The organism is Kitasatospora sp. NPDC001261 (assembly GCF_042896795.1).
Taxonomy (GTDB): Bacteria; Actinomycetota; Actinomycetes; order Streptomycetales; family Streptomycetaceae; genus Kitasatospora.
Genome location: NZ_JBIAXP010000017.1, coordinates 19,576 through 42,640, shown reverse-complemented (window position 1 = coordinate 42,640; position 23,065 = coordinate 19,576). Strand labels below are relative to the sequence as shown.

Here is a 23,065-nt window from a genome sequence, read left to right as displayed (position 1 = left end):
TCAGCCCTCCGCTCGCCCGGGTGGGCCGGGCAGGATCTCCACCCGGCAGGTCAGATGGACCGGACAGCCGGTCCTGACGACGGACCGCACCTGGTCCTCGTCCGGTTCCGCTCCGCGCAGCGGCCAGACCCGGACCAGCAGCTCGCCGCTCGGCGCGGGCGGCAGCGGGGCGTCCGGGTCGGCGGACCAGGAGGCGCCGCCGCCGTCCACGATCTCGGCGCCGACGCCGAGCACCAGCCGCAGCCGTTCGGTGAGGCCGCGCCGGGTGCCGCGCCAGCGGTGCAGTTCCACCGCGCGCCCGACCACGGCGCGGCGCACCTCCACCGGCCAGGCCGGGTCGACCTCGACGGCGACCCAGGAGGCCAGCCAGTCGAGGAAGTCGGCGGGCGCGAGGCCGGGTTGGAAGTAGGCGGGCAGGTTGTCCAGGGTGGCGAAGACCGGGGCGAGGACGGTGTCCAGGCCGGACGTGAACCGCTGGGCGAAGTCGTCCTCGGCGAACATCGCGGGCAGCAGTTCGCCGATCGGGTGCGGGCTGGGCAGCCCGGGGACGGCGGCTCTGGTCATGACCGCCCGTCCTCGGCCTGCGCGGTGACCACGACCTGGTGCTGGTGGGAGAAGACCAGGGCGTCCGGCGGGACCTCGACCCGCTCGGTCGGCGCGCCCCGGCGGCCGGTGATCGGGTCGGCCGGGAACAGCCGCAGTTCGTCGACGCCCGCGACGGCGGCCACCCGCTGGAGCACCGCGAACACCTCCCCGTACTGCACCGCCCGGCCGAACGGCCAGCCCGTGCCGTCGGCGCCGCCGCGCAGCGGGTTGAGGTACCGGTACAGCGCGGCGAGCACCTCCTCGCGGACCCGGTCGGGGTCGGCGGCGCGGGTGGTGAGCCGGGCGACCACCGTCACGCCCTGGTAGGCGGGCGGCTGGACGACCAGCCGGGTGCCGATCAGCCGCCGCTCGTCGAGGGCGGTCGCGACGGCGGCCAGCACCTGGTCGTCGGGGATCAGCTGCTCGAAGCGCAGCCGGTCGCCCTCGTCCGCGACGGCGTCGGGGACGACCAGCACCCGCACCGCGCCCGCCTCCCCGCCGGTGGCGGGCACGCAGCTGATCCGGGCGGCGGACGGCGCGGCCTGCCGGGCGATCAGCTCGAAGTCCCCGGCGGTGACGGCACGTTCCTGCAGGCGCAGCTGGTGCGGGGCGCGGGCCTTGGCGTTCTCGACGGTCTCGCCGTCGACCCCGCCGCGGGCCGCCTCCCGGTTGTCGACCCGGGCGATGTACGGGACGGAGCTGCGCAGCACTGTGATGGTGCCGCGGGCGACGTTGCCCGCGATCCCGCCGCCGGTGCGGTAGCGCGGGACGCGCAGGTGGGCGCCCTTGGGCGGGACGGCGCCGAAGGCGCGCAGGCTGCCGTCCGGTTCGCGGACCGCGGGCGGGAAGAGGAACTCGCCGGTGGTGGCGTCCAGCACCACGTGCCGGTCGGTGGGCGAGGACTCGCCGAAGTGCTCGACGACCGTCCACCGTTCCCAGCCCTCGCCGGCCGCGACCTCGACCACCGGGGGCTCGCCGTCGAGCAGCACCGGGGGCCGGGCGAGCCGGAAGCGCTGGCCCGCGACGCCCTCCGAGGTGCCGAGCGGCGCGTCGGTGACGGTCTGCGCGTGGACGGCGGTGACGGTGCCGCCGACGGTGAACACCTCGGCCCGGCGGATGGTGGGCGACTCGGAGTAGAACGGCTGGCCCGGCTGCGGCTCGGTGACCCGGCAGCGCAGCCAACCGGCCCGCCGTCCGGCGACCACCGAGGCGGTGTGCCCGGCGGGCACGAAGACGACCACCTCGCCGGGCCGGTTGAGGCCGCCGGTGGTGTCGCTGCCGGTCTCGCAGGCGATCCAGCGCGCGCCGTCCCAGACCTCCCAGGCCAGCGGCGGCTGGCGCGGGTCGACGCCGACGCCCTCGACCCGGCTGTCCAGCCGGACGACCAGGATGCAGCGCGGCACCACGGCCGGCAGGGCGAAGAGCATGGCGTCCCCGGCCACCGGGCGCTGCTGGAAGCACCGGACGTCCGCGCCGTCGGCCAGTCGGGCCGTGCCGTCGGACTGCTCCCCGGAGGCGGAGACGGTGACCAGCCGCTCCAGCGAGCTGGGGACGACCGGCAGGTCCTCGGCGGTGGAGAGGACCACCGCCTCGTCGGTCTCGGTGCGCAGCGTGGAGACCTCGGTGCCGGCCCGCAGCAGGACGGTCTCGGTCTGCGGGGCGGAGAGCCAGAAGTCGACCTCGGCCCGGGCCGCGGCCGGCGGGAAGAGCCGGATGCCGAGCAGGTCGAGGAAGGCGGCGTAGTTCTTCTCCGGCACCCGGTTCAGCCGGTAGAGCAGCTGGTCCACCAGGTAGGCGAAGGTCTCGATCAGGGTGACGCCCGGGTCGGAGACGTTGTGGTCGGTCCACTCGGGGGCACGCTGCTGGACGTACCGCTTGGCCTCGTCGACGAGCTGCTGGAAGCGGCGGTCGTCCAGGTTCGGGGAGGGCAGGGCCATCAGTTCGCAGACCCCTCGGCCGAGTTCGGGTGTTCCGGGATGGTGTAGAAGGGGAAGACCAGGTTGCGGCGGTCGTTGGTGGCCCGCACGGTGTAGTGGACGTCGATGTAGAGGGTGCCCTCCTCGACGCTGTCGAAGGCGATCACCACGTCGTCCACCTCGATCCTCGGTTCCCAGCGTTCCAGGGCGATGCGCACCTCGCGGGCGATCCGCCCGGCGGTGGTGCTGTCGCCGGTGGCGAAGACGTACTCGTGGATGCCGCAGCCGAACTCCGGGCGCATCGGCCGCTCGCCGGGGGCGGTGCCGAGGATCAGCCGGATCGCCTCCGCGAGTTCGCGGTCGCGCTCCACCAGGGCGATGCCGCCGGTGGCGTTGACGCGCAGCGGGAAGGCCCAGCCGCGGCCGATGAAGCTGCCCGTCATACGGCGCCGCCGATCAGCACGTTGAACGCGCCGACGGTGACGGTGGCGCCGCAGGTGGTCTTGTCCCCCACGCGGGCCGCGGGCAGGCCGCCGATCAGCACCACTCCCCCGGCGAGCGCGCCCGGGGAGGGCAGCACCACGTCGCCGGGGCCCAGGGCCAGGTGCGGGGGGACGACGCAGGCGTGGACGGTGCCGACGACGGCGGCGGGGCGGCCGCCGATCAGCACGGTCGCCACCTTGAGGGCGCCCGGCGGCGGGGTGGTGAGGGCGCCGCCGTGATCGGTCAGGTCGCCGGTCCGGGCTGCGGGGGGCATGTGCGGTCTCCGTTTCGGATGGTGCCCGCTGGTCGTGGGGCACTCGTCTACTGCCAAGTGTCTGTGACGATACGTCAGTTGATCCGGACGATGGCCCCCTTGAGCACCGCCTCGGCGCCGCCTTCCACGGTGACCGCCGTCGTGCCCCGGACGGTGACCGATCCGCCGCGCACGTCCACCGTGCCGGTGCCCGCGTCCAGGGTGATGCCGGAGGGGGAGAGCCGCACGGTGCTGCCGGCCGCGCCGCCGAGGCCGTGGACGGTCAGCACGATCTCGCCGCGCTGCTGGTCCAGCTTGACCTCCAGCTTGCCGTCGCCGCTCGCCAGCCGGACGCCGGACTTGCCGCCCGGCACGTCCAGCAGCTCCATCCGGTGGCCCGAACGGGACACCACGGAACGGCGGTTGACCTTGCCGGAGCCCGTGTCGACCAGCGGCACGTCGTGCGGGGAGGGCCGGTCCACGCCGTTGTAGAGCCCGCCCAGCACGTACGGGCTGTCCAGGTCGCCCTGCTCGAAGCCGACCAGCACCTCGTCGTTGACCTCGGGGCTGACCACCCCGCCGCCGCCGGCGCCGCCCCACTGCACGGTGCGCACCCAGTCGGAGACGTAGGTGTCGTCCAGCCAGGGGAACTTGAGCTTCACCCAGCCGCGCTGCCCGCCGCCCGGCTCCCGGACGTCGGTGACCACGGCGACGGCCAGGCCGGGTATCCGCGGCCCGCGCGGCGGCGCGTTGCCACCGCTGGTCAGCCCGGCCAGCGAGCGGTCGGGGGCCGCGCTGACCACCACGGTGGTCCGGTAGCCGCGGAACGGTTCGAGCAGGTGGCGCACCCCGGTGGCGGTGTAGCGGCCGGAGAAGGCGGCGCCGACGTTGCCCAGGGCGACCGCGGTGCCCGCCCGCAGCCGCGGGTTGCCCTCGGCGACGACCTCCAGCTCGCCGAAGCCGGCCGCCACCGAGGCGGCCAGCGACCGGGCCACCGAGGCGGTCTCCGCCTGGGTGCGGTACGGGGTGTCGGCGACGGTCAGCCGGGCCCGGCCGGGGAAGGCGGAGGTCACCGCCGAGGGGCTCATCCCCGGCTGCACGGTCTGCGACGTCACCGCGGGCTCGGTGGCGACCAGGGCGCTCTTGGTGGTGACGTTCCAGCCGCGCGCCTCGACGGTGTCCGCCCCTCCGGCGCCGGTCAGCACACCGCGCAGCTCCAGCAGGTTGCGCCCGTACTCCAGCACCAGCGGGTTCTGCGGCGCGGGGGTGGAGGGGGCCGGCGCGCCGGAGGCGGGGTCGGGCTTGACGAACTCCAGCTTCCCGTCGTCGTCCACCCGCACCTGGGCGCCGCTCTCCTGCGCCAGGAACTGGAGGAACTCCCAGTCCGGGACGTTGGCCTGGGAGAGCTGCTGGTGGACGACCGGGAAGGCGTCGACCCGCCCGCAGGTCAGGCCCGCTCCGGAGGCGACCTCGCGGACGATGTCGGCGGTCGTCATGTTCCGGAAGGCCTTCACCCGGCGCCCGCGCATCAGCCGGTGGGTGACGGCCGAGGCCCGCACCACGGTGTACGAGCCCGTGGTGTCCACCTCCAGCTCCAGCGCCGTCACCTCGCCGGTGAACAGCCGCGCCCGGGTGTTCCCCTGGACGGTCACCACGGACACCTTCAGCGGGGTGCCGATGGTGATGCCGGTGGCGGAGAGGAAGGTGTGGTCGGCGTCCCGGAAGGACAGCACGGCGGTGTCGGGCAGGCCGACGCTCTCCTCGATGTCGCAGGAGACCAGCTGGGTCGCCCAGATCGGCGGCAGCGGGCCGGGCGCCTCGACGACGGGGTCGGCGGCGAAGGAGCGGCCGCCGCGGGCCTCGGGCGTGGTCATGGCCGTACCCCCTGCGCGGAGCCGCTCGGGGTCCGTCCGCTCTGGGTGAGCTCCTCGATCCCCGGCACGATCAGCTCGGCGCCCGGGATCAACGCCAGCGGATCGTCGATGTCGTTGGCCTCCGCGATGGTGCGCCAGGCGGTGGCGTCCCCGTAGGCGCGCCAGGCGAGCAGCGGCAGGCTGTCGCCGGCGATCACCCGGTGGGTGCTGCGGGCCTCCGGCGAGCCCGAGGTCGGGTTCTGGCCGGCCGGGTCGACACTGGCCTCGTCGATGGTGAGCGAGCAGACCGCCCGCAGCGGCTTCCCATCGACGTCGAAGAGCGAGTAGGTGACCGAGAGGCCGGTCAGCACCCCGTTGAACGACGTGGTCTTCAGGGTGCCCCAGTCCAGCCTGATCCACGGGCTGGCCGGGGTCTTGCGCGCCAGGCTGGCCGGGGTGGGCACGCAGGCCGTCATCAGCTGCTCCACCGCCCGCTCCACCGAGTTGTCGTGGGTCGCGGTGGAGTCCAGGAACACGTCGAGGGAGAGCGAGCGCGGACCGCTGCCGACGAACTCGGGCAGCGCGGACTCGCCCGCCATGCGGGACGGGGTGCGCCGCCACTCGGTGGTCTTGCGCAGCACCAGGGTCGCCGGGTTGAACTGGAGCCGGAGCTGCGCGAGCGTGCCGCCGGGCTGGGCGCCGACCGTGGACGGTGGCTCCATGATGGTCAGTTGGGCCCGGGTGACGCTCGCGGGGACCGCTGGGGACATCCTGGTGCTCCTTCCGTGGGTCGGGCCGTCGGGCGGGGGTCGGGTAGGCGGGTGGTCGGGTCAGAAGGGGCGCAGGCCCGCGTGGGCGATCTCCAGGGTCTCCATCGCGGCCTGGGAGTTGGCCGGGTCGAAGGACGGGCCCTCCCAGCGCACCGGGACGATCCCGAGCACCTGCCAGCCGACGATCCGGCTCAGGTCCGGCCGCAGCGCCACGATCTCGCCGTCCTTCGGCTCGACCTTGCGGACGATCTCGGACAACCAGCGGGCGATCTTCGTCGTATCGGCGGTGACCGCCCGGGTCAGCGTGATGTTCGTCCAGGTGATGCGGCCCGGCAGCTGCCAGGCGAAGCCGTTGTTGCCGCCCTCCGCGTACTGCTCGATCTCGACCTGGGCGCCGAGTCCCGAGCAGGTGGTGAACTCACCCAGGTCGTTGCCGCCGATGGTCAGGCTGAAGAACACACTGGTCGCGAAGATGGTGTCGGTCATCGGTTCGGCTCCCTGCTCCCTTGCTTCCGATCACGTCGCCGCGGCCCGCTGGCGGCCGTCCGGCTGGTGTGCGTCGTTCTGGTGTGCGTTTCCCGCTCCGCGCTCAGCGGCGCATGTCGTACGGCTTGCCGCCGCGCTCCCGGCCCCTGCGCAACTCGGTGCGCAGCAGCCGGCCGACCGGTTCGACCAGCCGCCGGGCCAGTTCGTCGAGGTCGGCGGGGTCGGCGGACGACGCGGCGGGCGGTCCGCCGGGGGCGTTCCCCGGGGTGGTCGCGGCCGTCGAGGCGGCCGGGGACGGCGCTGCGCGCTGCACCGTGGTGGGCGTACGCGCCGGGACGGCGGTCAGCGGCACCCCGGTCAGGCCGTTCTGCTCGGCCACCCGCTGCAACAGCCGCGCCGTGGCGGGCGAAGGCGGGGCGGGCGCGGTGACTGCGGCGTTGGCGGCCCTGGTGGCGGTGGTGGCGTGCCCGGTGGGCAGGGCCCGTGACACGACGAGCGCGGGTGCGCCGGAGGGCCCGGTGGCGGCCGGGACGGCGGGCTGCTGCGCCGGGGACGGCTGCGGGGGCCGGGACGTCGCCGGGAGGCGCTGGACCGGCGCGGCCGTCACGGGCCTGAGCCGGACGACCGGCGGGCGTGGGGCGGCGGCCGCCGCCGTCGTGGACGCCGTACCGGGGGTGCCGGGGCTCGGGCGGCCTGCCGACGTCGGCATGGCGGAACGCTGCAACGCCGGGGCGCTCGGGTTCGGGACCACCCCACGGGGTCGGTCGGGCACGGCGTACGACGGGTTCGCGGGTCCGGCTGCGGTCGGGCCGGTGCCTGGCTGCGCTGACGGGTGCTCCGCCGCCCGGTCCGACGACCGCCGGGAGAACGCGCGTTGCACGGCAGCCATGACCCCGCGCGACGCCCCCGCATCGGAGACGGCCGCCGCCGGGGTGCTGAACCGCGCCGGGGGGCCGAACCTCGCCGGGCCCGCCTGCGGAGCCGACGTCCTGGCGGTGGCACCGCTGCCATCCCCGGTGCCCGACGGGCGCCGCACCTGCGCACGCGCGTGCTGCGGAGCACCCGTGGCCGGCGCGGCCGCCGCTCCGCCGTCCGTACGGGAGGCGAGCGCGTTGGGCCAGACGGCCGGGACCACGGGCTTGGCGGGCGCCGTGCCCGCGCCGGTGGGCACGGAGGTGCCGGTCGCGGGCGGCGCCGGCGGAGTGGCGAGGGCGACCGTCATCCGGCGATCGCCGAGCAACCCGCGCCGCTGGCCGATGAGTTGGACGGCGCGCTGCACGCCCAGACCGCCGGAAGCCGGACGTGCGGGAACCGTCACGGGAACCACCTGGCCGCTGCCACCTGCGGGCGCGGCGCCCGCAGGGCGGGGCCGGGCGCCGGGGACGATCGGCTGCGCGGAGGTACCCGGCCGCCGCTCCGGGCCGCCGCCGGACGGCGAGGCGGCGGGGGTGCCCGTCGTTGCCTGCGGGGCCTCGGAGGCTGCCGGGCGTCCGGCGGCCGGTCCGCGATGGCTGCGTTCCCCCTGCGGGTGCGCACCGTGGGTGCCGGCAGCCGGGCTGGTCGAACCCGCCGATCGTCCGCCATCACCGCTCCGGGACAGGGAGTTGGGCTCCGCCGGGCTGTCGCCGGGCTGCCCGACGGCGCGCTGCACGGGCAGCCCCTCACCGGCCACCGTCGAGGTGACGGCAGGGACGGCCTGGCCTGCCGCCGGAGGCGTGATCCGCTGGACCGGTCGGCGCCCGCCGAGCAAGGGAGCGGCGCCCCCCGCCACGGCCGCCGTCGGCGGCAGCGCGTCGAGCGGCGCGCCCAGGCCCCCGCGCGTCCGGGCAGGGGCCGGGTCGGGCTGGGTCGGTGCTGACGGCGCGGGCGAGGACGTCGCACGCTGGACGGACGTACCCTCGGCGGTCCCGCTCCTGCGGGCGGGGGCCGGGTCGGGTTGGGTCGGCGCTGACGGCGCGGGCGCGGACGTGGTGCCCTCGACGGTCCCGCCCCGACGGGTGGAGGTCGGGTCAGGCTGCGCCGACGCGGCACGACCGGGAGCCGGTGCTGACGGCGCGGGCGAGGACGTCGCACGCTGGACGGACGCGCCCTCGACGGTCCCGCTCCTGCGGGCGGGGGCCGAACCGGACTGGGCAGGCGCGGCACGTTCGGGAGTCGGCGAGGACGTAGCGCGCTGGACCGGCGCACCCTCGACAGTCCGGCCGCTACGGGCGGGGGCCGAACCGGGCCGATCCGACGCGGCACGACCCGGGGTCGGCGACGACGAGGGTGCGGGCGCGCCGGTCCCGGACGGCGCGCGCTGGACGGATGCGCTCCCGGCGGACCCACGGTCGGGCCGCACCGGTGCCGAGTTCCCCGACCCGGAGGCCGTACGGGCACGGCGGGCAGGGGTGGTGGCGGCGTCACGGCCCCCGCCGCCGGACGGCCGGGCGCCATCGGTCCCGCCCGCCTCGGGGCCGGTGGGCCCTGGGTCGGCGGCGGAGACAACGGGCATGGCCGGCGCACCCGAAGGGGCGTCAACGGCCCGGGGGCCGCCGGTGGCCAGGGGCGAGGCGCTGGCGGGCAGCGCGGTCAGGGGTGCGCCGAGGACCGGGCGGGCGGCCGCGCCACCACCCGACACGGCGGCGCGCTGGACCACCCCCGCGCCCCGTTCGGGCACAGCGGCGGCTCCCGCACCCGGCGGCGTCCGTACGACAGCCTCGGGGTTCGCGGACGGCCGCGAGCCGTCGGCGGATTCGGCCGTCGCCGCCGCGAGTGGCGGCGGCGCGTCCGTGGCCCGGCTCGACGGCTCGGCGACGGCATCCCGCCTGCCGACCGCCCCCGGGACGGCCGTCACCGGGCGCACGGGCAGGGCCCGGGGGCGCCGTGCGACGGTCAACGGTGCGCTGACGGAACGCGGACGGACCGGACGCTCGGCCCCGTAGGGACGCGAGGAGGCGGCGCCCGCAGCGGGCGTCACCCCGGCAGGAGCCGACCCACCGGGCGTCCCGACGTCATTCGCCGACACCACGGGACGAGGCGAACTCCCCCGCACCCCAGCGGACTTCGGCTCACCGTGCTCCGCCGCCCCGGCTGCCGTGGCCGCAGGCCCCGGCGCACCGCCGTCGGCCTTGACCGTACGCGCCGGACGCGGCCCCGAGCGCACCGGAAGCCGCCGCAGCCGGACGGACCGCTGGACCGGCCGGGCCGCCGCCGGCTCCCCGCTCTCCACGGGCTCTTCCGCCCCGGACTCCCTCGGGAGGACCGGCACGACGAGTTCGTCCCCGCCCGTGCGGACGGGCGCCGGAGAGCCCGGCCCGGCCACCGCCCGCAGGATGCCGGCCGGCGCGGTCGGGAGGACCGCGTGGCCGAGCGGCCCGCAGAGCGAGGGGTCCTGCCACGCGCTGAGCCGGGACCGGAACCTCAGGCCGTCGCTGACGCCGTGGCCCGGCCCGGCCAGGGTCGGGACCAGCGGCGCGACCGCGCGCCAGCCCCCGTCCCCGGCCGCCCGGCGCCGCTGAACGACCTCGCCCGTACCACCGGGCGCACCCTCAGCACCGCCGGACGCGCCGTCGCCGACAGCGGCGTCGCCGCCGCCCCGACGCCGGCCGATCCAGTCCCGAAGCCCCACCCGGCTCACCCGCCTTCGCTGATGCGGGTGTTGAGCCGGGCGATCTCCCTGACCCACTGCCCGCGTTCGCGGTGGGTCAGGTCGAGGATGTCCTCCCGCTGCCAGTGGAAGTGGTAGGCGATGTACGCGATCTCCTCGTACAGCCGAGCAGGCGCGTACGTCACGATTCCCCCAGGCGCCCACCGGCGAGGTCGACCTCGAAGGCGCCGTCGCAGTGCGGGCAGGTCACCGCGGCGCGCGTGTGGCCTTCGCTGTTGATCCGCTGGTAGAGGTCCTGGAGGAAGGCCACGTCGGTGGCGTACATCCGCTCGACGATCCCGGCGTGCACGTCGGTGAGGTCGCCGAGCCGGGTGATCACGTGGCTGAGCAGCACCACGCTGAGGTAGGCCGGGTTCTCCTTGACCCGCAGGTCGATCTGCGGCATCAGCTCGTCACGGGCGGTGGCCAGGCGCATGGCACCGTGCCGGTGCACGGTGCCGTCGTCGTCCACGTACCCGATCGGCAGCTCGAACTCGAACTCGGTGTGCGGCACCCGCCCCCGGGGCTGCGCCGCCGCCGCTGCCGCCGGGGCCTGCTGCTGCGGCGCGGTGTTCTGGGGGGCCGGAGCCCGTTCCAGCAGCTCCTCCAGGCCGATCTTGCGCCTCACTCGACCGAGATCTCCTCGAACACGATGGTCACGGTCTCGGTGGCGGCGCTGGACTCGCCGGCGCTGAGGGTCGGGCCCTCCCAGCGGCTGGCCCAGGCGTTGAGGAGCTGGATGCGCCGCAGGGTGGCACCGGTGGTGTCCTTGACCTCGATGGTGAGGTTCTGCCGCGCGGTGTTGATCGCCCCGTTGTTGAGGGTCTCCTTGATCCAGTCCGTGAACGCGCCGCTCTTGTCCAGGCCGCGGGTGATGGTCACCTCGCCGGGGAGCCGGGCGCCGGGCTGCTTGCGGACGATCAGTTTGCCCTCTTGGGTCACCTGCTTGTACTCGACGACGTCCTGTTCGACCGTCAGGTTGCTGATCTCCTTGACGGACTCGACGTTGTAGCCGCCGAGTTGGACGCCGAATATGTGTGTGGAGAGCGGATCGCCTTCAGCCATGGGTCTGTGTCACCTTCCGATGCGAGGGGTGCCGAGGGTGCCGAGGAGCGGCACGGAGGGGTGGTGCCGACCGAGCCGGCCGGTCATTCGTTGACGAGGCTCGTGCTGTCGGAGAACTGGGACAGCCGGAACACCACGAACTCCGCGGGCTTCACCGGGGAGACGCCGATCTCGCAGATCACCTGGCCGAGGTCGATGGACTCCGGCGGGTTGTTGTCGCGGTCGCACTTGACGTAGAAGGCCTCGGCCGCGGTCTGGCCGAACAGGGCCCCCCGCCGCCACTCCTCGGTGAGGAACGCGGTGATGTTCCGGCGGATGCTGGACCACAGCCGGTCGTCGTTGGGCTCGAAGACCACCCACTGGGTCCCCAGGAGGATGGACTCCTCCAGGTAGTTGAACAGCCGGCGGACGTTCAGGTAGCGCCACGCCGGGTCGGAGGAGAGGGTGCGAGCGCCCCAGATCCGGATGCCGCGTCCGGGGAACGCCCGGACGCAGTTGACGCCGATCGGGTTCAGCAGGTCCTGCTCGCCCTTGCTGAGGCGCAGCTCCAGGTCCACCGCGCCGCGGATGACCTCGTTGGCGGGCGCCTTGTGCACGCCGCGCTCGGCGTCGCTGCGGGCCCACACCCCGGCGACGTGCCCGCTCGGCGGGACCAGCACGTTGCGGCCGCTCGCCGGGTCGAACACCTTGATCCACGGGTAGTAGAGCGCGGCGTAGCGGGAGTCGAAGCCCGCCTCGTCGTTGCGCCAGGTGCGCATCCGCTGGGCGTTGAGGCCGGGCGGCGGGTCCAGGACGGCGATCCGGTCGCCCATCTGCTCGCAGTGCGACATCACCGCCAGCTGGACGGTGCGCAGGCCCTCGTCGTCGAGGTCGCCGCGCTGGTAGGCGCTCATCAGGTCGGGGACCGCGACCATGGTGATCTCGTCGATCGCCTCCAGGCCGCCGAAGCCGGTCCGGGCGGCGGCGTCGCCGACGTACTCGGCGGGGTCGAGCCGGCCGGCCGGGGCCGCGGCCGGCGCGGGCGCGGCGGCCAGGGCGTGGCCGCGGCGCTCGGGGCGGCTCGGCGCGGTGCCGGGCTGTTCGGCGACGGCGACCAGCTTCGACTCGCGCAGCTGGGTGACGACGTAGCCCTTGGTGCTCTTGCGGGTCGAGACGTCGTACGTCTCGACGACCTCGGCGCCCCGGCGCACCAGCAGCCGGAACCGGTCGTCGGGGACGTTCTCGCCCTCCGCGTCGACGACCTCGACGGACACCTCGCCGCCCGCGCCGGGCAGGGCGGAGAAGAGGAAGCCGGCGATCTCGACGGGCGGGGCCGCGGTGACGGCGGGGGCGGCGCCGGGCGTCCGCCGGGCCGGGTCGCCGACCCGCACGACGTAGGCGGAGCCGCCGCCGTTGGCGAAGAAGCCGTACACCGAGTGGGCCAGGTAGGTGCCCTCGGTGAAGCCGCCGAACCGCTGGACGTACTGGTCCCAGTTGGTCACCAGTGTGGGCTCGTGGAAGGGGCCGGTCTCGGCGAAGCCGACGAACGCGGCGACGGCCGTGCCGACGCCCTCGATCGGCCGGGCACCGGACTGGACCTCCTCCACGTACACGCCCGGGGTGAGGTACGACGGCATACGCGCTCCTTCGGCTGGCCCTGCATTTTCGCCGGTCATTCGCCCCCGAGTCTGCTGCCCGGGCGGCACCCGGGGACATGTCCCCAGGTGCCGGACCGGGGGCAATGCCGCTGCCCCCGGCGGACACCGCCGTACGTACCCACCGGCCTCCGCCGCCCCGGAAGTGCTCGGCCGTGCCCGCTGGCCACGCGGGAGGCGCTCAGCCGTGCCCGGCGTCGCCGAGGACGCCCAGCCACGGCCCGAACTCGCTCGCCAGCACCAGCCGGCCGAGCTTGCGGTACTCGCCGACCACCGCGGAGACCAGCTGGGCCATGCCCAGCGGGGCGCCCGTCCCGGCGGCCAGGTAGGCCGCGGAGACGGCGCAGGCCCGGATGGAGCCGCCGGTGAGCTCGAAGTTCCGGGCGCAGTAGTCCAGGTCGAGGTCGTCGCCGCGGGGCACCAGCGGTCCCAGGCAGCGGTCCCAGAGCCGGCGCCGCTGCGCCTCGTCCGGGAGCGGGAACTCCGCGATGACGTCCAGCCGGCGGGTGAACGCCTCGTCGAGGTTGGCCCGCAGGTTGGACGTCAGCACCGCGATCCCGTCGAAGGACTCCATCCGCTGGAGCAGGTAGGCCGTCTCCACGTTGGCGTGGCGGTCGCGGGCGTCCTTGACCTCCGAGCGCTTGCCGAACAGCGCGTCGGCCTCGTCGAACAGCAGGACGCCGTTGACCTGGGCGGCCTCGGTGAAGATGCGTTCCAGGTTCTTCTCGGTCTCGCCGATGTACTTGTCCACCACGGTCGCGAGGTCCACCACGTACAGCTCCATGCCGAGTTCGGCGGCGACCACCTCGGCGGACATCGTCTTGCCGGTGCCCGACTCCCCGGCGAACAGGGCGACCACCCCGTTGCCCCGGCCGCCGCCCGGGCGCATCCGCCAGCTCCCGAGCACCTGGTCGCGGTGCCGGGCCCGCAGCACGAGTTCGCGCAGCCGGCCCGCGGTGGGGGCGGGCAGCACCAGGTCGGACCAGCCGACCGCGGGTTCGATCCGGCGGGCGAGCCGGGCCAGGCCCGCGCCGTTCTGCGCCCGCACCGCCGTCCGCAGGTCCTCGGCCCGCACCGGGCGGTGTTCGGCGGCCGCCGTCCGGGCCGCCACCGAGGCCGCGCGCGCCACCTGCTCCTGGTCCAGCCGGTACGCGGCGACGGCCTCGGCCAGGTCCTCGCTCAGCTCGCCGCCCGGCTGCCCGCCCAGCGCCTGGGCCCACTGCCCGGCGCGGTCGTGCTCCTGCGGCGGCGGGACGGTGACCACCACGGGGCTCCGCGCCGCCCAGGCCGGGTCCCAGACCTGGGGGCCGTGCACGACCAGCGGGACGCCGTCGAGTTCCGCGCAGAGCTCGCGCAACAGCGCGGCCCGCTCGGGCCGTTCGGGTTCGAGCCGGTCCAGCGGTCCGAGCACCACGCCGCCCCCGCCCAGCCGCGCCTCGCGGGCGAGCACCCGGACGGTGCCCTCCGGCCGGCGGGCGGCGAGCGCGGCGGCGTCGACCACCAGCGGCGGCGGGCCGTCGGCCGCGAGGGCGGCCACCGCGAGCGGGCCGGCGTGCCCGCCCCGGTCCAGCAGGTGCACCAGTCCGCCGTCGGCGGCCAGCGCGCGCAGCCGCTCGTCCGGCCGTTGGAGGCGGGGCCCGGGACCGGCGCGGTGGGCGAGCCCGGCGAGCGCGCCGTCCGGCTCGTCGTCGCCGAGCAGGTGGGCCGTCACCCGGTCCGGGACGCGCAGGGTGCGGGAGAGCAGCGGGCGGTCCGGCTCGGTGATCTCCAGCAGGCCGCCGGCGACCAGCGGGGACCGGGCGGAGAACCGGAAGCGGCCGGCGCCGGCCCCGGGCAGTCCGCACAGGTCGAGGGCCAGGCCGATGGTCGCCCGGCGGCGGGTCAGGTCGTCGTTGAGGTAGCCGTAGAGCTGTTCGAAGCGGGAGTCGAGGTCGGGGGCGAGCGCCACCAGCAGCAGGTCGAGGTCCACCGGGAGCAGGCCGAAGGCGGCGGTGAGCCGCCCGAGCCGGGAGCCGGGCGGCGGCGCGGGCCCGTCGCCGGGGTCCGCGGCGGCGCGGTGCACGGTGGCGGAGGCCGCCAGGATGCGCTCCACCGCGTCCGGGCCGAGGTACTGGCCGCGGTACGGGTCGTCCGGGTCCGGGTCGTCGGCGCGGCGTTCGCGCACCGCGGCGCGGACCCGCTGCTCGACCCGGTGCAGCCGCTCCCAGAGGGGGTCGTGGCCGGGCGGCGCACCGTCGACCGCCTCGTCCAGGTCGACACTCACAGCGTCCTGCCCCTCGTCCAGGTCCACGCTCATCGGGCCCTGCCCCTCGGCCTGCGGCCGGGCGGCAGCCCGCGGTCCCGGGGCGCGGCGAAGCCGTCAGGACCGGGGTCGGTGGCGTCCTGGTAGCGCAGTCGGCGGCCCGGGCCGTCGGCGGGCGGCGGGCCCGCCGGGGTGGTGTCGCCGGCGCGCAGCACCAGCCCCTCGGTGACGGGCGGTCCGGCCGGGGTGCGTCCGCCGGGCAGCGGGGCGAGCACCCGGAGGTCGACGGAGGGCCGCAGTTCACCGCCGAGCGAGGACCAGACGTCGGACACCGACGGCAGGCCGGTGTCGCGTCCCGCGATGTCCAGTCCGACGGTCAGTCCGAGTTCGGCGAGCGTGCCGGTGAGCAGCCGGGCGGGCAGCGTGTCGGTGGCGGTCAGGCACTGCAGCACCTCGGCGAGCAGCCGGTGTTCGTCCTGCGGCCGGTTGGTCCAGGCGGTGACCAGGTAGGCCAGCTCGAACCAGCGGGGCGCGGGGCGGTGGCCGGTCACCAGGCCGTCCGCGTCGTGCTCCGCGACGGTGCCGGCCTGTCGGCGGCCGGTGTCCTCGCGGAGCCCGTACAGGAAGACGCTGACGGTGGGGGCGTTGCGCCGGGCGGCGAAGTCCCGGGTGGGGGCGTCGAAGACGACTTCGATGCCGCGTTCGGGCAGCCCGGTCTCGGCGAGCAGCTGCCGCAGTGCCTCGTCGACCTCGTGGATCACCGGCGCTCCACCTCCCCGGGCGGGCCGATGCTGCCCTCGACGACGAGGAAGGGGCAGGTCACCGGGGAGAATCCGGGGCCTTCGGCGGTGATGGTGCGCGGCCCGGTCTCGTCCTTGGGGAGGATGAGCAGCTGGCCGGCGAAGGTGCCGTCGCCCTTCGGGCGGGTGGGGGCGGCCGCGGCGGTGATGCCGGGCTGCCAGGTGAACCGGACGGGTGCGCCGGGCGGGAAGTCCACGCCGCGCACCGAGGTGACGAAGCCGGGCTTGCCGATCGGCGGCACCGCGACGATGCGGGGCTGGAGGATGCGCAGCGGGGTGCCGGCCCGGTGCGGTCCGGGGGTGGCGTCGGTGCCGGTGGTGGTGAGCTCGGCGGTGATGGTGGTGTCCAGCGCCGCTACGGGTGAGAGCACCACCCGGACGACCGCGCTGCGGCCCGGGGCCAGGTCGCTCACCGTGCAGGTGCCGTTGCGGCAGCCGGGGGGCAGGGCCCCGGTGGGCACGCCGGCGGGCAGGCCGAGGGTCAGGCGCAGTCCGGTGGCGCGGGCCTGGCCGGTGTTGCGCACGGTGTAGCTGACGGTCACGCGGCCGCCGACGTAGCCGGGGTTGGGCTGGGCGCCGACGGTGATCTCCGGACCGGCCTGCGGCGGCGGTGCCGGGGCGGGGGCCGGGGGCGGCGGCGGTGCGGGGCTGGGCGTCACGGTCGGGGGCGGGGTCGTGGTCGGGGTGGGTGTCGGGGTCGGGGTGGGCGTCGCGGTCGGCGAGGGGGTCGGGCTCGGGCTCGGCGAGGGGGTCGACGGTTCCAGCACCGGTAGGAAGGTCCGGGCGGAGTCGTCGTCGGGGTACGGGTCGACGACCGTCCCGGTGACGGTCCAGCCGAAGTCCGGGACGCCGGGCCGGGTGCCGACCAGGGTGGCCTTGATCCGGACCACCTGGCGCGGGGTCAGGGTGCCGAGTTCGCAGCGCAGGGCGGCCGCGTCGCACGTCCCGGTCGGGGTGGTCAGCTTGTCGAGCCGGGCGCCGGTCGGCACCGAGACGGTGAGGGCGGTGCCGGGTGAGGGCGCGGGGCCCTTGTTGGTGACGGTGACGGTCACCTCGGTGCTGCCGTCGACGGGGACGGCCGGGGTCCGCTCGGGCACGCTGACCGCCAGGTCGACGGACTGCTGGACGGCCGGCTCCTTCTGGCGGCCCGGCAGCCGCCAGTCGAGCTCGGTGAGCTTCGCGCTGGCGAAGTCGTAGACCTTGAGCCCCTCCGGTGAGCTCGGCGGCGCGGCGCGGCGGGAGGTCAGGACCAGCTGCGCGCTGTTCGCCGTCCAGGCGACGTCGCGGGGCTGGAAGGGCCCGGTGGTGGGGCGGTCGGGCAGCGGCCGGGTGCAGGCGCCCTGGCCGAGCCCGGTGGGCACGACCACCGTGCAGTCCTCGCCGGTCGGCGAGGTGACGACGACGCCGTCCTGCTGGTTGTTCCCGCCGTCACCGGCCTTGCGGTTGAAGGCGATGCGGCGGCCGTCGGGGGCGAAGGCGGGGCTGTCGTCGATGACGTCGCAGCTGCCCGGGCAGGCCGTCCGGCTGAGGTCGGTCTGCCGGGTGAGGTCGTCGGCGGTGACGGTCCAGACGTGCAGGTTGCCGGCGTTCCCGTTGACCACCGCCGTCCGGGAGAAGGCGATCAGCTTGCCGTCGGGGGACCAGAACGGCTGGCCGTCGGAGGCGCCCTGCTGGCCGGCCGGCGGCTGGACGGTGCCGACGATCTTCCCGGTGGCGACCTCGGCGACCAGCACCCGCCCGGGCCGGGCCGGGTCCTGGCCGGTGGCCGGGGTGCTGCGGCTGAACACGATCAGCCGGCCGTCCGGGGAGATCGACGGGTCGGTGTCGCGGTCGTTCGGGCCGCGTCCGGCGAGGTTCATCGGCTGCGGGTCGGCGCCGTCGCCGTCGGCGGTCCAGATCCGCTGGATCCGTCCGGCCGGGCCGTCCTCGTAGCGGGTGACCACGATCCGGCGGCCGTCGGGCGTGTAGGTCTGGCGCTCGTACCAGGGGTCGAAGCCGGGGCGGGGGTGGAACAGCGGATCGGCGCCCGGGTCGGTGCTGGTGTTGTCGGCGGCGGCCGGGTCCTCGCGGAGCACGCTGATGCCGAGGTCGCGCGGGTCGGAGCCGTCGGGGAGGACGTCCTCGACGTCGGCGACGTTGGCGCCGGAGGCGCTGGTCTGCTCGACGACGGGGCCGCCCTCGTTCTGGGTGCCCAGCCAGGTCGGCGTGGCGATCAGCCGGTTGGCGCGGTAGAGCACCTTCGGCGCTTCGCAGTTGCAGGTCAGCGCCCGGTAGAGGTTCACCACCGGCGGCCGGGACGGGTCGGGCTGCGGGGTCGGGTCGTTGGGGTCGAGCAGGTCGGCGCTGAGGAAGAGCACCCCGCTGCCGTCGGCCATCCAGCCGGCCGAGCCGGTCTTCCAGGTGGAGCCGGTGCCGGGGAAGAAGGCCTTCTCGCCGCCGGTGGGCGAGGTGAGGACCAGGGTGCGGCCCTGGGCGCCCTCGTCCCGGGTGTAGACGATCTCGTTGCGGTGGGCGTCGTCGTTCACCGGGTTCCAGGCCGGGTCGACGGCGTCCCCGCTGGTCACGCTGGTGACCTTGACGGGCGCGCCGCCCTCGAACGGCCGCAGGTAGATCTGACGGTGCGACGGTTCGCCGTCGCAGGAGTACGCGATCCACTTGCCGTCGGGCGAGACCGTCGGGTGGGTCTCGTCGGCCGCGCCCTCGGTGATCCGGCGCAGTCCGCTGCCGTCCCGGTTGACGGCCCACAGGACGTGCCGGGGGCCGGCGTCCCCGGCGCGGGGCTCCAGGGCCTCGAAGACGACGCCCTTGCCGTCGGGGGCGAGCGCGGGGTGGGCGGTGTCCATGCCGGTGGTGAGCCGGTGCACCGCGCCGGCCGCGTCGCGCAGGTACACCTGGGGAAGCGGGCCGTCCCGCAGGCTGGTGAAGACGAGTTCGCCGCCGCGGGCGGACGGGTCCCGGTCGAAGTGGATCGGGCCGGGCCCGAACAGCGGGGTGCTGTCCGTCATGCCGGTCACCCGGCCGAGGCCGCGGTGGTCGGTGCCGGCGAAGACGATCCGCCCGGCCGCCGGGTCGACCGCGGCCGCCGGGGCCGCGGCGGCGCCCTGCCCGCCGGGGGCGGCGCCGGCCAGGGTCACCAGGGCCGTCGCGAGCGCGAGCAGCGCCGCGAGGGCGGCCCGGGCCGGCCGCCGGGCGGAGCGGGGAGTGGCGGTGGCGCCGATCACGGCTCGACCTCACAGGTTGCAGGGGCGGTCTCCCCCGCAGTCTCCCGGGCCCGGGCGCCCGGGGACAGAGCCCGGGCACCCTTGGCGGGGGAAGCACCTCCTGTCCCCAAAGGGCAGACCGCCGGCGCCGTGCACGGGAAGTCGGCCGGGCCGACTTCCCGTGCGGGCCTGCGCCGCCGGCCTACAGCGCGGCGAGGTGGTCGACCAGGTCGTCGAGGCCGAGCGAGCCCAGCGACAGCGCCTTCATGTGCCAGGCCTTGAGGTCGAAGGCCGCGCCCTGCCGGCGGCGGGCGGCTTCCCGCCCCTCCAGCCAGGCGCGCTCGCCGAGCTTGTAGCCGATGGCCTGCCCGGGCCAGCCGAGGTAGCGGGCGATCTCGCTGCCGCGCATGTCGGCGGGGCTGCCGTTGTAGGTGGCCATGAACTCGGTGGCGAGCTCCGGGGTCCAGCGCTCGCCGGGGTGGAAGCCCGAGTCTGCGGGGATCGGCAGGCCCAGGTGCATGCCGATGTCGATGATCACCCGGATGGTGCGCAGCATCTGCTCGTCGAGGAAGCCGAGGCGGTGGGCGGGGTCGGTGAGGAAGCCCAGGTCGTCCATGAGGCGCTCGGCGTACAGGGCCCAGCCCTCGACGTTGGCGCTGACCATGCCCAGCGTGCTCTGGTAGCGGCTCAGCCGGTCGGCGACGGCGACCCACTGGGCGAGCTGCAGGTGGTGGCCGGGGACGCCCTCGTGGTACCAGATGCTGACGAGCTGCCAGGTCGGGAACGCGTCCCGGCCGAGCGTGGGCAGGTAGGTGCGGCCGGGCCGGCTGAAGTCCAGGCTGGGGCCGGAGTAGTACGGTGCCGCGGCGCTCCCGGCGGGGGCGATCCGGGACTCCACCTGCCGCACCGGTCCGGAGATGTCGAAGTGGGTGCCGTCGAGGGCCTCGATCGCCCCGTCCATGATCTGCTGAAGCCAGTCGCGGATCCCCTCCTCACCCGCGACCCGGTGGCCGTGCCGCTCCAGGTGGTCCATGGCGTCGAGGGCGCCGGCCCCAGGCAGCACGCGCCCCGCCTCGGCCCGCATCTCGGCGGCCGTCCGGTGGAACTCGCTCCAGGCCCAGGCGTAGGCCTCGTCCAGGTCGACGTCGGCGCCGGTGTGGTGGCGCACGGCGAGCCGGTAGCGGTCCCGGCCGACGGCGTCCGGGGTGTCGGCGGTGGCGGGGGCGTAGCTGTCGCGCAGCCAGCTGCGGAACCCGGCGACGGCGGCGGTGGCCTGGCCGGCGGCCGCGTCCAGGTCGCCGCGCAACCGGTCGGGGCCGGGGGCGACGAAGTCGGCGAACCACCCGGCTCCGGTGCCCGCCCGCTGGTCGGTGGCCTCACCGGTCCAGGCGGTGAGCTGGTCGATCACCACGGCCGCCTGGCGGGGCGCGGCGAACAGGCCCCGGGCCATCCCCTCGGTGAGCGTCGCCCGGTAGCCGTCGAGCGCGGCGGGCACGTTGCGCAGCCGCCCGGCCACGGCCGCCCAGTCCTCGTCGGTGACGGTCGGCATGTAGGTGAAGATCTCCCGCACGTGGTGCACGTGCGCGCCGATGTTGCGCAGCTGGCGGAAGTTCTCGCCCGCGTCGTGCAGGGCGAGTTCGGCGGTGAGGCGCTCCCGCAGCAGCCGGGCGCAGGCCCGGTCGGCGGGGTCCTCGGTGGCGGGTGCGGTGTCGAGCGTACGGAGGGTGCGCCGGGCGATGTCGGCGAGTGCCTCGAACCCTTCCGGGGAGAGGTCCGGCTGCCGTTCGTCGCCGGGGTGCAGGCCCAACCAGGCGGCCTCCAGCGGGTCGTGTGCGGCCACCTGGTCGAGGTGGTGGTCGGCGATGGTGCGCGGGGTGATCTTTTCATCTGCCATGCGGCCATCCTGGCGCACCGTCAGAACACACCGCCGCCCGGGTGTCAGGGCCTCAGCAGTCCGCCCACCCACCAGTCGTGCGGCTGGCCGTCGTTGGCGTAGTCACGGTTGCGCAGGGTCCCCTCGACGGTGAAGCCGAGCTTCTCGGCGACGGCACGCGAGCCGGTGTTCCCGACCATGGCCCACCACTCGATGCGGTGCACGTCGATCGTGGCCCAGCCCCAGTCGCACAGGGCCCGGGCGGCCTCCACCGAGTACCCGCGCCCGCGCTGCTCCTTGACCGCCCAGTAGCCGAGCTCCCAGACGCCGCGCCGCCTGAGGCTCAGGCCGTACAGGCCGGCCAGGGCTCCGGTGTCCTTGCGGAACGCGCCGAGGGTGTAGTCCTTGTCCTCCGCCCACTGGGCGGGCAGCCGCTCGCCGACCAGGTGCTCCGCGTCCGCACGCCGGTAGGGCACCGGCACCGGGGTGAAGAACTGGATGTCCTTGTCCTGGCAGGCCTCGTACACCGCGTCCACGTCGGCGGGCGTGAAGGCCCGGAGCAGCAGACGATCGGTCTCAAGCGTCACTGGATCCATCGCGGCAGTATGACCACCGTCGGCAAGCGGCGGCCAGTGATTTTCCCGACCGGCCATGGAGCGCGTCAGCCCGTGGGCATGCCGATCTGGTCGCGCTCCAGGGCGGAACGCAGCTCCGCGAGGGCCTGTGCAGCGGCCGCCACGGGGGACGTCTTGAGCGCGTCCGCGGTCAGCTCGGCCAGGCGCTCGGTGAAGGTCCCTTCCGCCGCGTCGACCAACTGACGGCCTTCGTCGGTCAGTTCCAGCAGTGACGACCGGCGGTCCGAGGGGTTCGGCACGCGGGCGACCCAGCCCTGCCGCTCCAGGCGGTCGACGCCCTTACTGGTGGACCCGATGCCGACGGCGAACTCGGCCGCCAGGTCCGCCACCCGGGCCCGGGGGTGGTCGCGGAGGTGGCGCAGGAACTCGAACTGGGACGTGACGATCCCGTGCCGCTCGCGGAGACGGTCGTTGAGGGCGTTGTACAGGCGCGTCTCGCATCGGACGAGGTCGGCGAAGAAGCTCGGGAGGTCGACCGTCTCGCCGGTCACTTTAGATGCCATGGCATATAGTCTACGTTAGATGCCTCAGCATATAGTGCCGAAGAAGCCACTTGCGACAGGAGCAGCCATCATGAGCAAGGAACAGCGAGCACAGGTCGACGCGATGCTGCGGCAGCCCCGGCCCGACGGCCCCCGGTCGGTCGAGGAGATCCGGGTCGGATTCGAAGCGCTGATGGCCCGGATGATCGTCCCGGACGGCCTTCGCACCACGCGGACGACGCTCGGCGACCGGCCGGCGCTGTACGTCGAGCCGGGCGACGAGCTGGGCGAGGGGACACGCACCGGGACGATCCTGTACTTCCACGGCGGCGGCTGGGTGTTCGGCTCCCCCGAGACGGCGATGTCGCTGACGGGGAACCTCGTGGCCAGGACCGGGTTCAGGGCGTACTCGCTGGACTACCGGCTCGCCCCCGAGCACCCGTTCCCGGCCGGAATCGAGGACGCGCTGGGCGCCTACCGCGCCCTCCTCGACAGCGGCCAGGACCCTGCCGGCATCGCGTTCGCCGGGGACTCCGCCGGGGGCGGCCTCAGCGTCACCACCTGCCTCGCCGCCCGCGACGCCGGCCTCCCGCTGCCCGCCGCGATCGTGGCCTTCTCCCCCGGCCTCGACGCCACCCGGACGGGCGAGAGCATGGACACCAAGGCGGGCATCGACCCGATCTTCACCCGCGAGAACCTGGAACACACCGGGGCCATGTACCTGGCGGGGGCCGACCCGCACCAGCCCCTGCTCAGCCCCGCCGTCCTCGCCGACCTGACGGGCTTCCCGCCGATGCTCCTCCAGGCGGGCACCAACGAACTGCTCCTGGACGACTCCACCCGCATGGCCGCCCGCGCCCGCGCGGCCGGAGTGGACGTGGTCCTCGACATCACCGCCGACGTACCCCACGTGTTCCAGTCCTTCGCCGGCGTGCTCGACGAGGCCGACCAGGCGCTGGACCGCGCGGCCCTCTTCCTCGCGCAGCACGTCCACGGCCCCGACGCTGCGGCCGAGTCGGCCCGGTAGAGCTCGGAGCCCTCCGGTCCGTACGGTCGCGACCCGGCCCGGCCCGGCCGTCATGGTTGTGAAGGTTCTCGGCCTCCGTGTCATACGGGCAACCATGCGACCTGTGACTCCGCCCCCGGTCTCGGCCGGATGG

The 23,065-nt window shown here is 75.4% G+C and carries 19 protein-coding genes; 1 reads left to right on the top strand and 18 read right to left on the bottom strand.

Going from position 1 to position 23,065, the window contains the following annotated elements:
* From ACFY4B_RS22980 to ACFY4B_RS22895, 18 genes are all read right to left on the bottom strand, one after another.
* Positions 1–564 (bottom strand): phage tail protein, encoded by a 564-nt coding sequence (locus ACFY4B_RS22980; RefSeq protein WP_387970412.1) that lies wholly within the window; start codon positions 562–564, stop codon positions 1–3.
* Entirely contained in the window at positions 561–2,522 is a 1,962-nt protein-coding gene (locus ACFY4B_RS22975) for a putative baseplate assembly protein (protein ID WP_387970409.1), read from the bottom strand. Before ACFY4B_RS22975 ends, ACFY4B_RS22980 begins: the two co-directional genes overlap by 4 nt.
* Complete coding sequence (locus ACFY4B_RS22970) at positions 2,522–2,944, bottom strand: GPW/gp25 family protein (protein WP_049657621.1); 423 nt, start codon at positions 2,942–2,944, stop codon at positions 2,522–2,524. The genes ACFY4B_RS22975 and ACFY4B_RS22970 overlap by 1 nt, the downstream gene beginning before the upstream one ends.
* On the bottom strand, positions 2,941–3,258 hold the full coding sequence (locus tag ACFY4B_RS22965; RefSeq protein WP_049657623.1) for a PAAR domain-containing protein: 318 nt from the start codon (positions 3,256–3,258) through the stop codon (positions 2,941–2,943). The genes ACFY4B_RS22970 and ACFY4B_RS22965 overlap by 4 nt, the downstream gene beginning before the upstream one ends.
* A gap of 74 nt (positions 3,259–3,332) precedes the next feature.
* On the bottom strand, positions 3,333–5,111 hold the full coding sequence (locus ACFY4B_RS22960) for a VgrG-related protein (RefSeq protein WP_375873113.1): 1,779 nt from the start codon (positions 5,109–5,111) through the stop codon (positions 3,333–3,335).
* Positions 5,108–5,860: a LysM peptidoglycan-binding domain-containing protein gene (locus tag ACFY4B_RS22955; RefSeq protein WP_117485891.1), complete on the bottom strand. Its 753-nt coding sequence runs from the start codon at positions 5,858–5,860 to the stop codon at positions 5,108–5,110. The genes ACFY4B_RS22960 and ACFY4B_RS22955 overlap by 4 nt, the downstream gene beginning before the upstream one ends.
* A 60-nt stretch (positions 5,861–5,920) precedes the next feature.
* Entirely contained in the window at positions 5,921–6,346 is a 426-nt protein-coding gene (locus tag ACFY4B_RS22950) for a phage tail protein (RefSeq protein ID WP_049657629.1), read from the bottom strand.
* A gap of 103 nt (positions 6,347–6,449) precedes the next feature.
* Positions 6,450–7,055 carry a hypothetical protein gene (locus ACFY4B_RS22945; protein WP_387970404.1) on the bottom strand — a complete coding sequence of 202 codons (606 nt, stop codon included), beginning with the start codon at positions 7,053–7,055 and terminating at the stop codon, positions 6,450–6,452.
* A 2,906-nt stretch (positions 7,056–9,961) separates the two neighbouring features.
* Positions 9,962–10,120 (bottom strand): DUF6760 family protein, encoded by a 159-nt coding sequence (locus ACFY4B_RS22940; protein WP_181970396.1) that lies wholly within the window; start codon positions 10,118–10,120, stop codon positions 9,962–9,964.
* A complete protein-coding gene (locus ACFY4B_RS22935) occupies positions 10,117–10,602 on the bottom strand; it encodes a hypothetical protein (RefSeq protein ID WP_074002702.1) in 486 nt (161 codons plus the stop codon). The genes ACFY4B_RS22940 and ACFY4B_RS22935 overlap by 4 nt, the downstream gene beginning before the upstream one ends.
* Positions 10,599–11,039: a phage tail protein gene (locus ACFY4B_RS22930; RefSeq protein ID WP_049660364.1), complete on the bottom strand. Its 441-nt coding sequence runs from the start codon at positions 11,037–11,039 to the stop codon at positions 10,599–10,601. The genes ACFY4B_RS22935 and ACFY4B_RS22930 overlap by 4 nt, the downstream gene beginning before the upstream one ends.
* Positions 11,040–11,122: 83 nt before the next feature.
* Positions 11,123–12,655 (bottom strand): phage tail sheath family protein, encoded by a 1,533-nt coding sequence (locus ACFY4B_RS22925; RefSeq protein WP_074002703.1) that lies wholly within the window; start codon positions 12,653–12,655, stop codon positions 11,123–11,125.
* A 199-nt stretch (positions 12,656–12,854) separates the two neighbouring features.
* Positions 12,855–14,969 (bottom strand): ATP-binding protein, encoded by a 2,115-nt coding sequence (locus ACFY4B_RS22920; protein ID WP_387970402.1) that lies wholly within the window; start codon positions 14,967–14,969, stop codon positions 12,855–12,857.
* Positions 14,966–15,676, bottom strand: a complete 711-nt coding sequence (locus ACFY4B_RS22915; RefSeq protein ID WP_074002704.1) for a DUF4255 domain-containing protein — start codon at positions 15,674–15,676, stop codon at positions 14,966–14,968. Before ACFY4B_RS22915 ends, ACFY4B_RS22920 begins: the two co-directional genes overlap by 4 nt.
* Positions 15,673–18,933, bottom strand: coding sequence for a hypothetical protein (locus tag ACFY4B_RS22910; RefSeq protein ID WP_387970784.1), 3,261 nt, complete (start codon positions 18,931–18,933; stop codon positions 15,673–15,675). The genes ACFY4B_RS22915 and ACFY4B_RS22910 overlap by 4 nt, the downstream gene beginning before the upstream one ends.
* Positions 18,934–19,117: 184 nt before the next feature.
* A complete protein-coding gene (locus tag ACFY4B_RS22905) occupies positions 19,118–20,809 on the bottom strand; it encodes a DUF885 domain-containing protein (protein ID WP_387970399.1) in 1,692 nt (563 codons plus the stop codon).
* A 44-nt stretch (positions 20,810–20,853) separates the two neighbouring features.
* The gene (locus ACFY4B_RS22900; protein WP_074002706.1) at positions 20,854–21,384 is read right to left on the bottom strand and encodes a GNAT family N-acetyltransferase; all 531 of its coding nucleotides are present in this window, start codon (positions 21,382–21,384) and stop codon (positions 20,854–20,856) included.
* Positions 21,385–21,449: 65 nt separating this feature from the next.
* Positions 21,450–21,926 (bottom strand): MarR family winged helix-turn-helix transcriptional regulator, encoded by a 477-nt coding sequence (locus ACFY4B_RS22895; protein ID WP_387970396.1) that lies wholly within the window; start codon positions 21,924–21,926, stop codon positions 21,450–21,452.
* A 70-nt stretch (positions 21,927–21,996) separates the two neighbouring features.
* Between ACFY4B_RS22895 and ACFY4B_RS22890 the strand changes: the two genes are divergently transcribed.
* Positions 21,997–22,932 carry an alpha/beta hydrolase gene (locus ACFY4B_RS22890; RefSeq protein WP_387970394.1) on the top strand — a complete coding sequence of 312 codons (936 nt, stop codon included), beginning with the start codon at positions 21,997–21,999 and terminating at the stop codon, positions 22,930–22,932.
* Positions 22,933–23,065 lie beyond the last annotated feature (133 nt).

Bases quoted from the DNA above. Each gene is read 5' to 3' on its own strand.
- ACFY4B_RS22980 (WP_387970412.1), bottom strand. From the start codon at position 564: ATGACCAGAGCCGCCGTCCCCGGGCTGCCCAGCCCGCACCCGATCGGC.
- ACFY4B_RS22975 (WP_387970409.1), bottom strand. From the start codon at position 2,522: ATGGCCCTGCCCTCCCCGAACCTGGACGACCGCCGCTTCCAGCAGCTC.
- ACFY4B_RS22970 (WP_049657621.1), bottom strand. From the start codon at position 2,944: ATGACGGGCAGCTTCATCGGCCGCGGCTGGGCCTTCCCGCTGCGCGTC.
- ACFY4B_RS22965 (WP_049657623.1), bottom strand. From the start codon at position 3,258: ATGCCCCCCGCAGCCCGGACCGGCGACCTGACCGATCACGGCGGCGCC.
- ACFY4B_RS22960 (WP_375873113.1), bottom strand. From the start codon at position 5,111: ATGACCACGCCCGAGGCCCGCGGCGGCCGCTCCTTCGCCGCCGACCCC.
- ACFY4B_RS22955 (WP_117485891.1), bottom strand. From the start codon at position 5,860: ATGTCCCCAGCGGTCCCCGCGAGCGTCACCCGGGCCCAACTGACCATC.
- ACFY4B_RS22950 (WP_049657629.1), bottom strand. From the start codon at position 6,346: ATGACCGACACCATCTTCGCGACCAGTGTGTTCTTCAGCCTGACCATC.
- ACFY4B_RS22945 (WP_387970404.1), bottom strand. From the start codon at position 7,055: ATGCCGACGTCGGCAGGCCGCCCGAGCCCCGGCACCCCCGGTACGGCG.
- ACFY4B_RS22930 (WP_049660364.1), bottom strand. From the start codon at position 11,039: ATGGCTGAAGGCGATCCGCTCTCCACACACATATTCGGCGTCCAACTC.
- ACFY4B_RS22925 (WP_074002703.1), bottom strand. From the start codon at position 12,655: ATGCCGTCGTACCTCACCCCGGGCGTGTACGTGGAGGAGGTCCAGTCC.
- ACFY4B_RS22920 (WP_387970402.1), bottom strand. From the start codon at position 14,969: ATGAGCGTGGACCTGGACGAGGGGCAGGACGCTGTGAGTGTCGACCTG.
- ACFY4B_RS22905 (WP_387970399.1), bottom strand. From the start codon at position 20,809: ATGGCAGATGAAAAGATCACCCCGCGCACCATCGCCGACCACCACCTC.
- ACFY4B_RS22900 (WP_074002706.1), bottom strand. From the start codon at position 21,384: ATGGATCCAGTGACGCTTGAGACCGATCGTCTGCTGCTCCGGGCCTTC.
- ACFY4B_RS22895 (WP_387970396.1), bottom strand. From the start codon at position 21,926: ATGGCATCTAAAGTGACCGGCGAGACGGTCGACCTCCCGAGCTTCTTC.
- ACFY4B_RS22890 (WP_387970394.1), top strand. From the start codon at position 21,997: ATGAGCAAGGAACAGCGAGCACAGGTCGACGCGATGCTGCGGCAGCCC.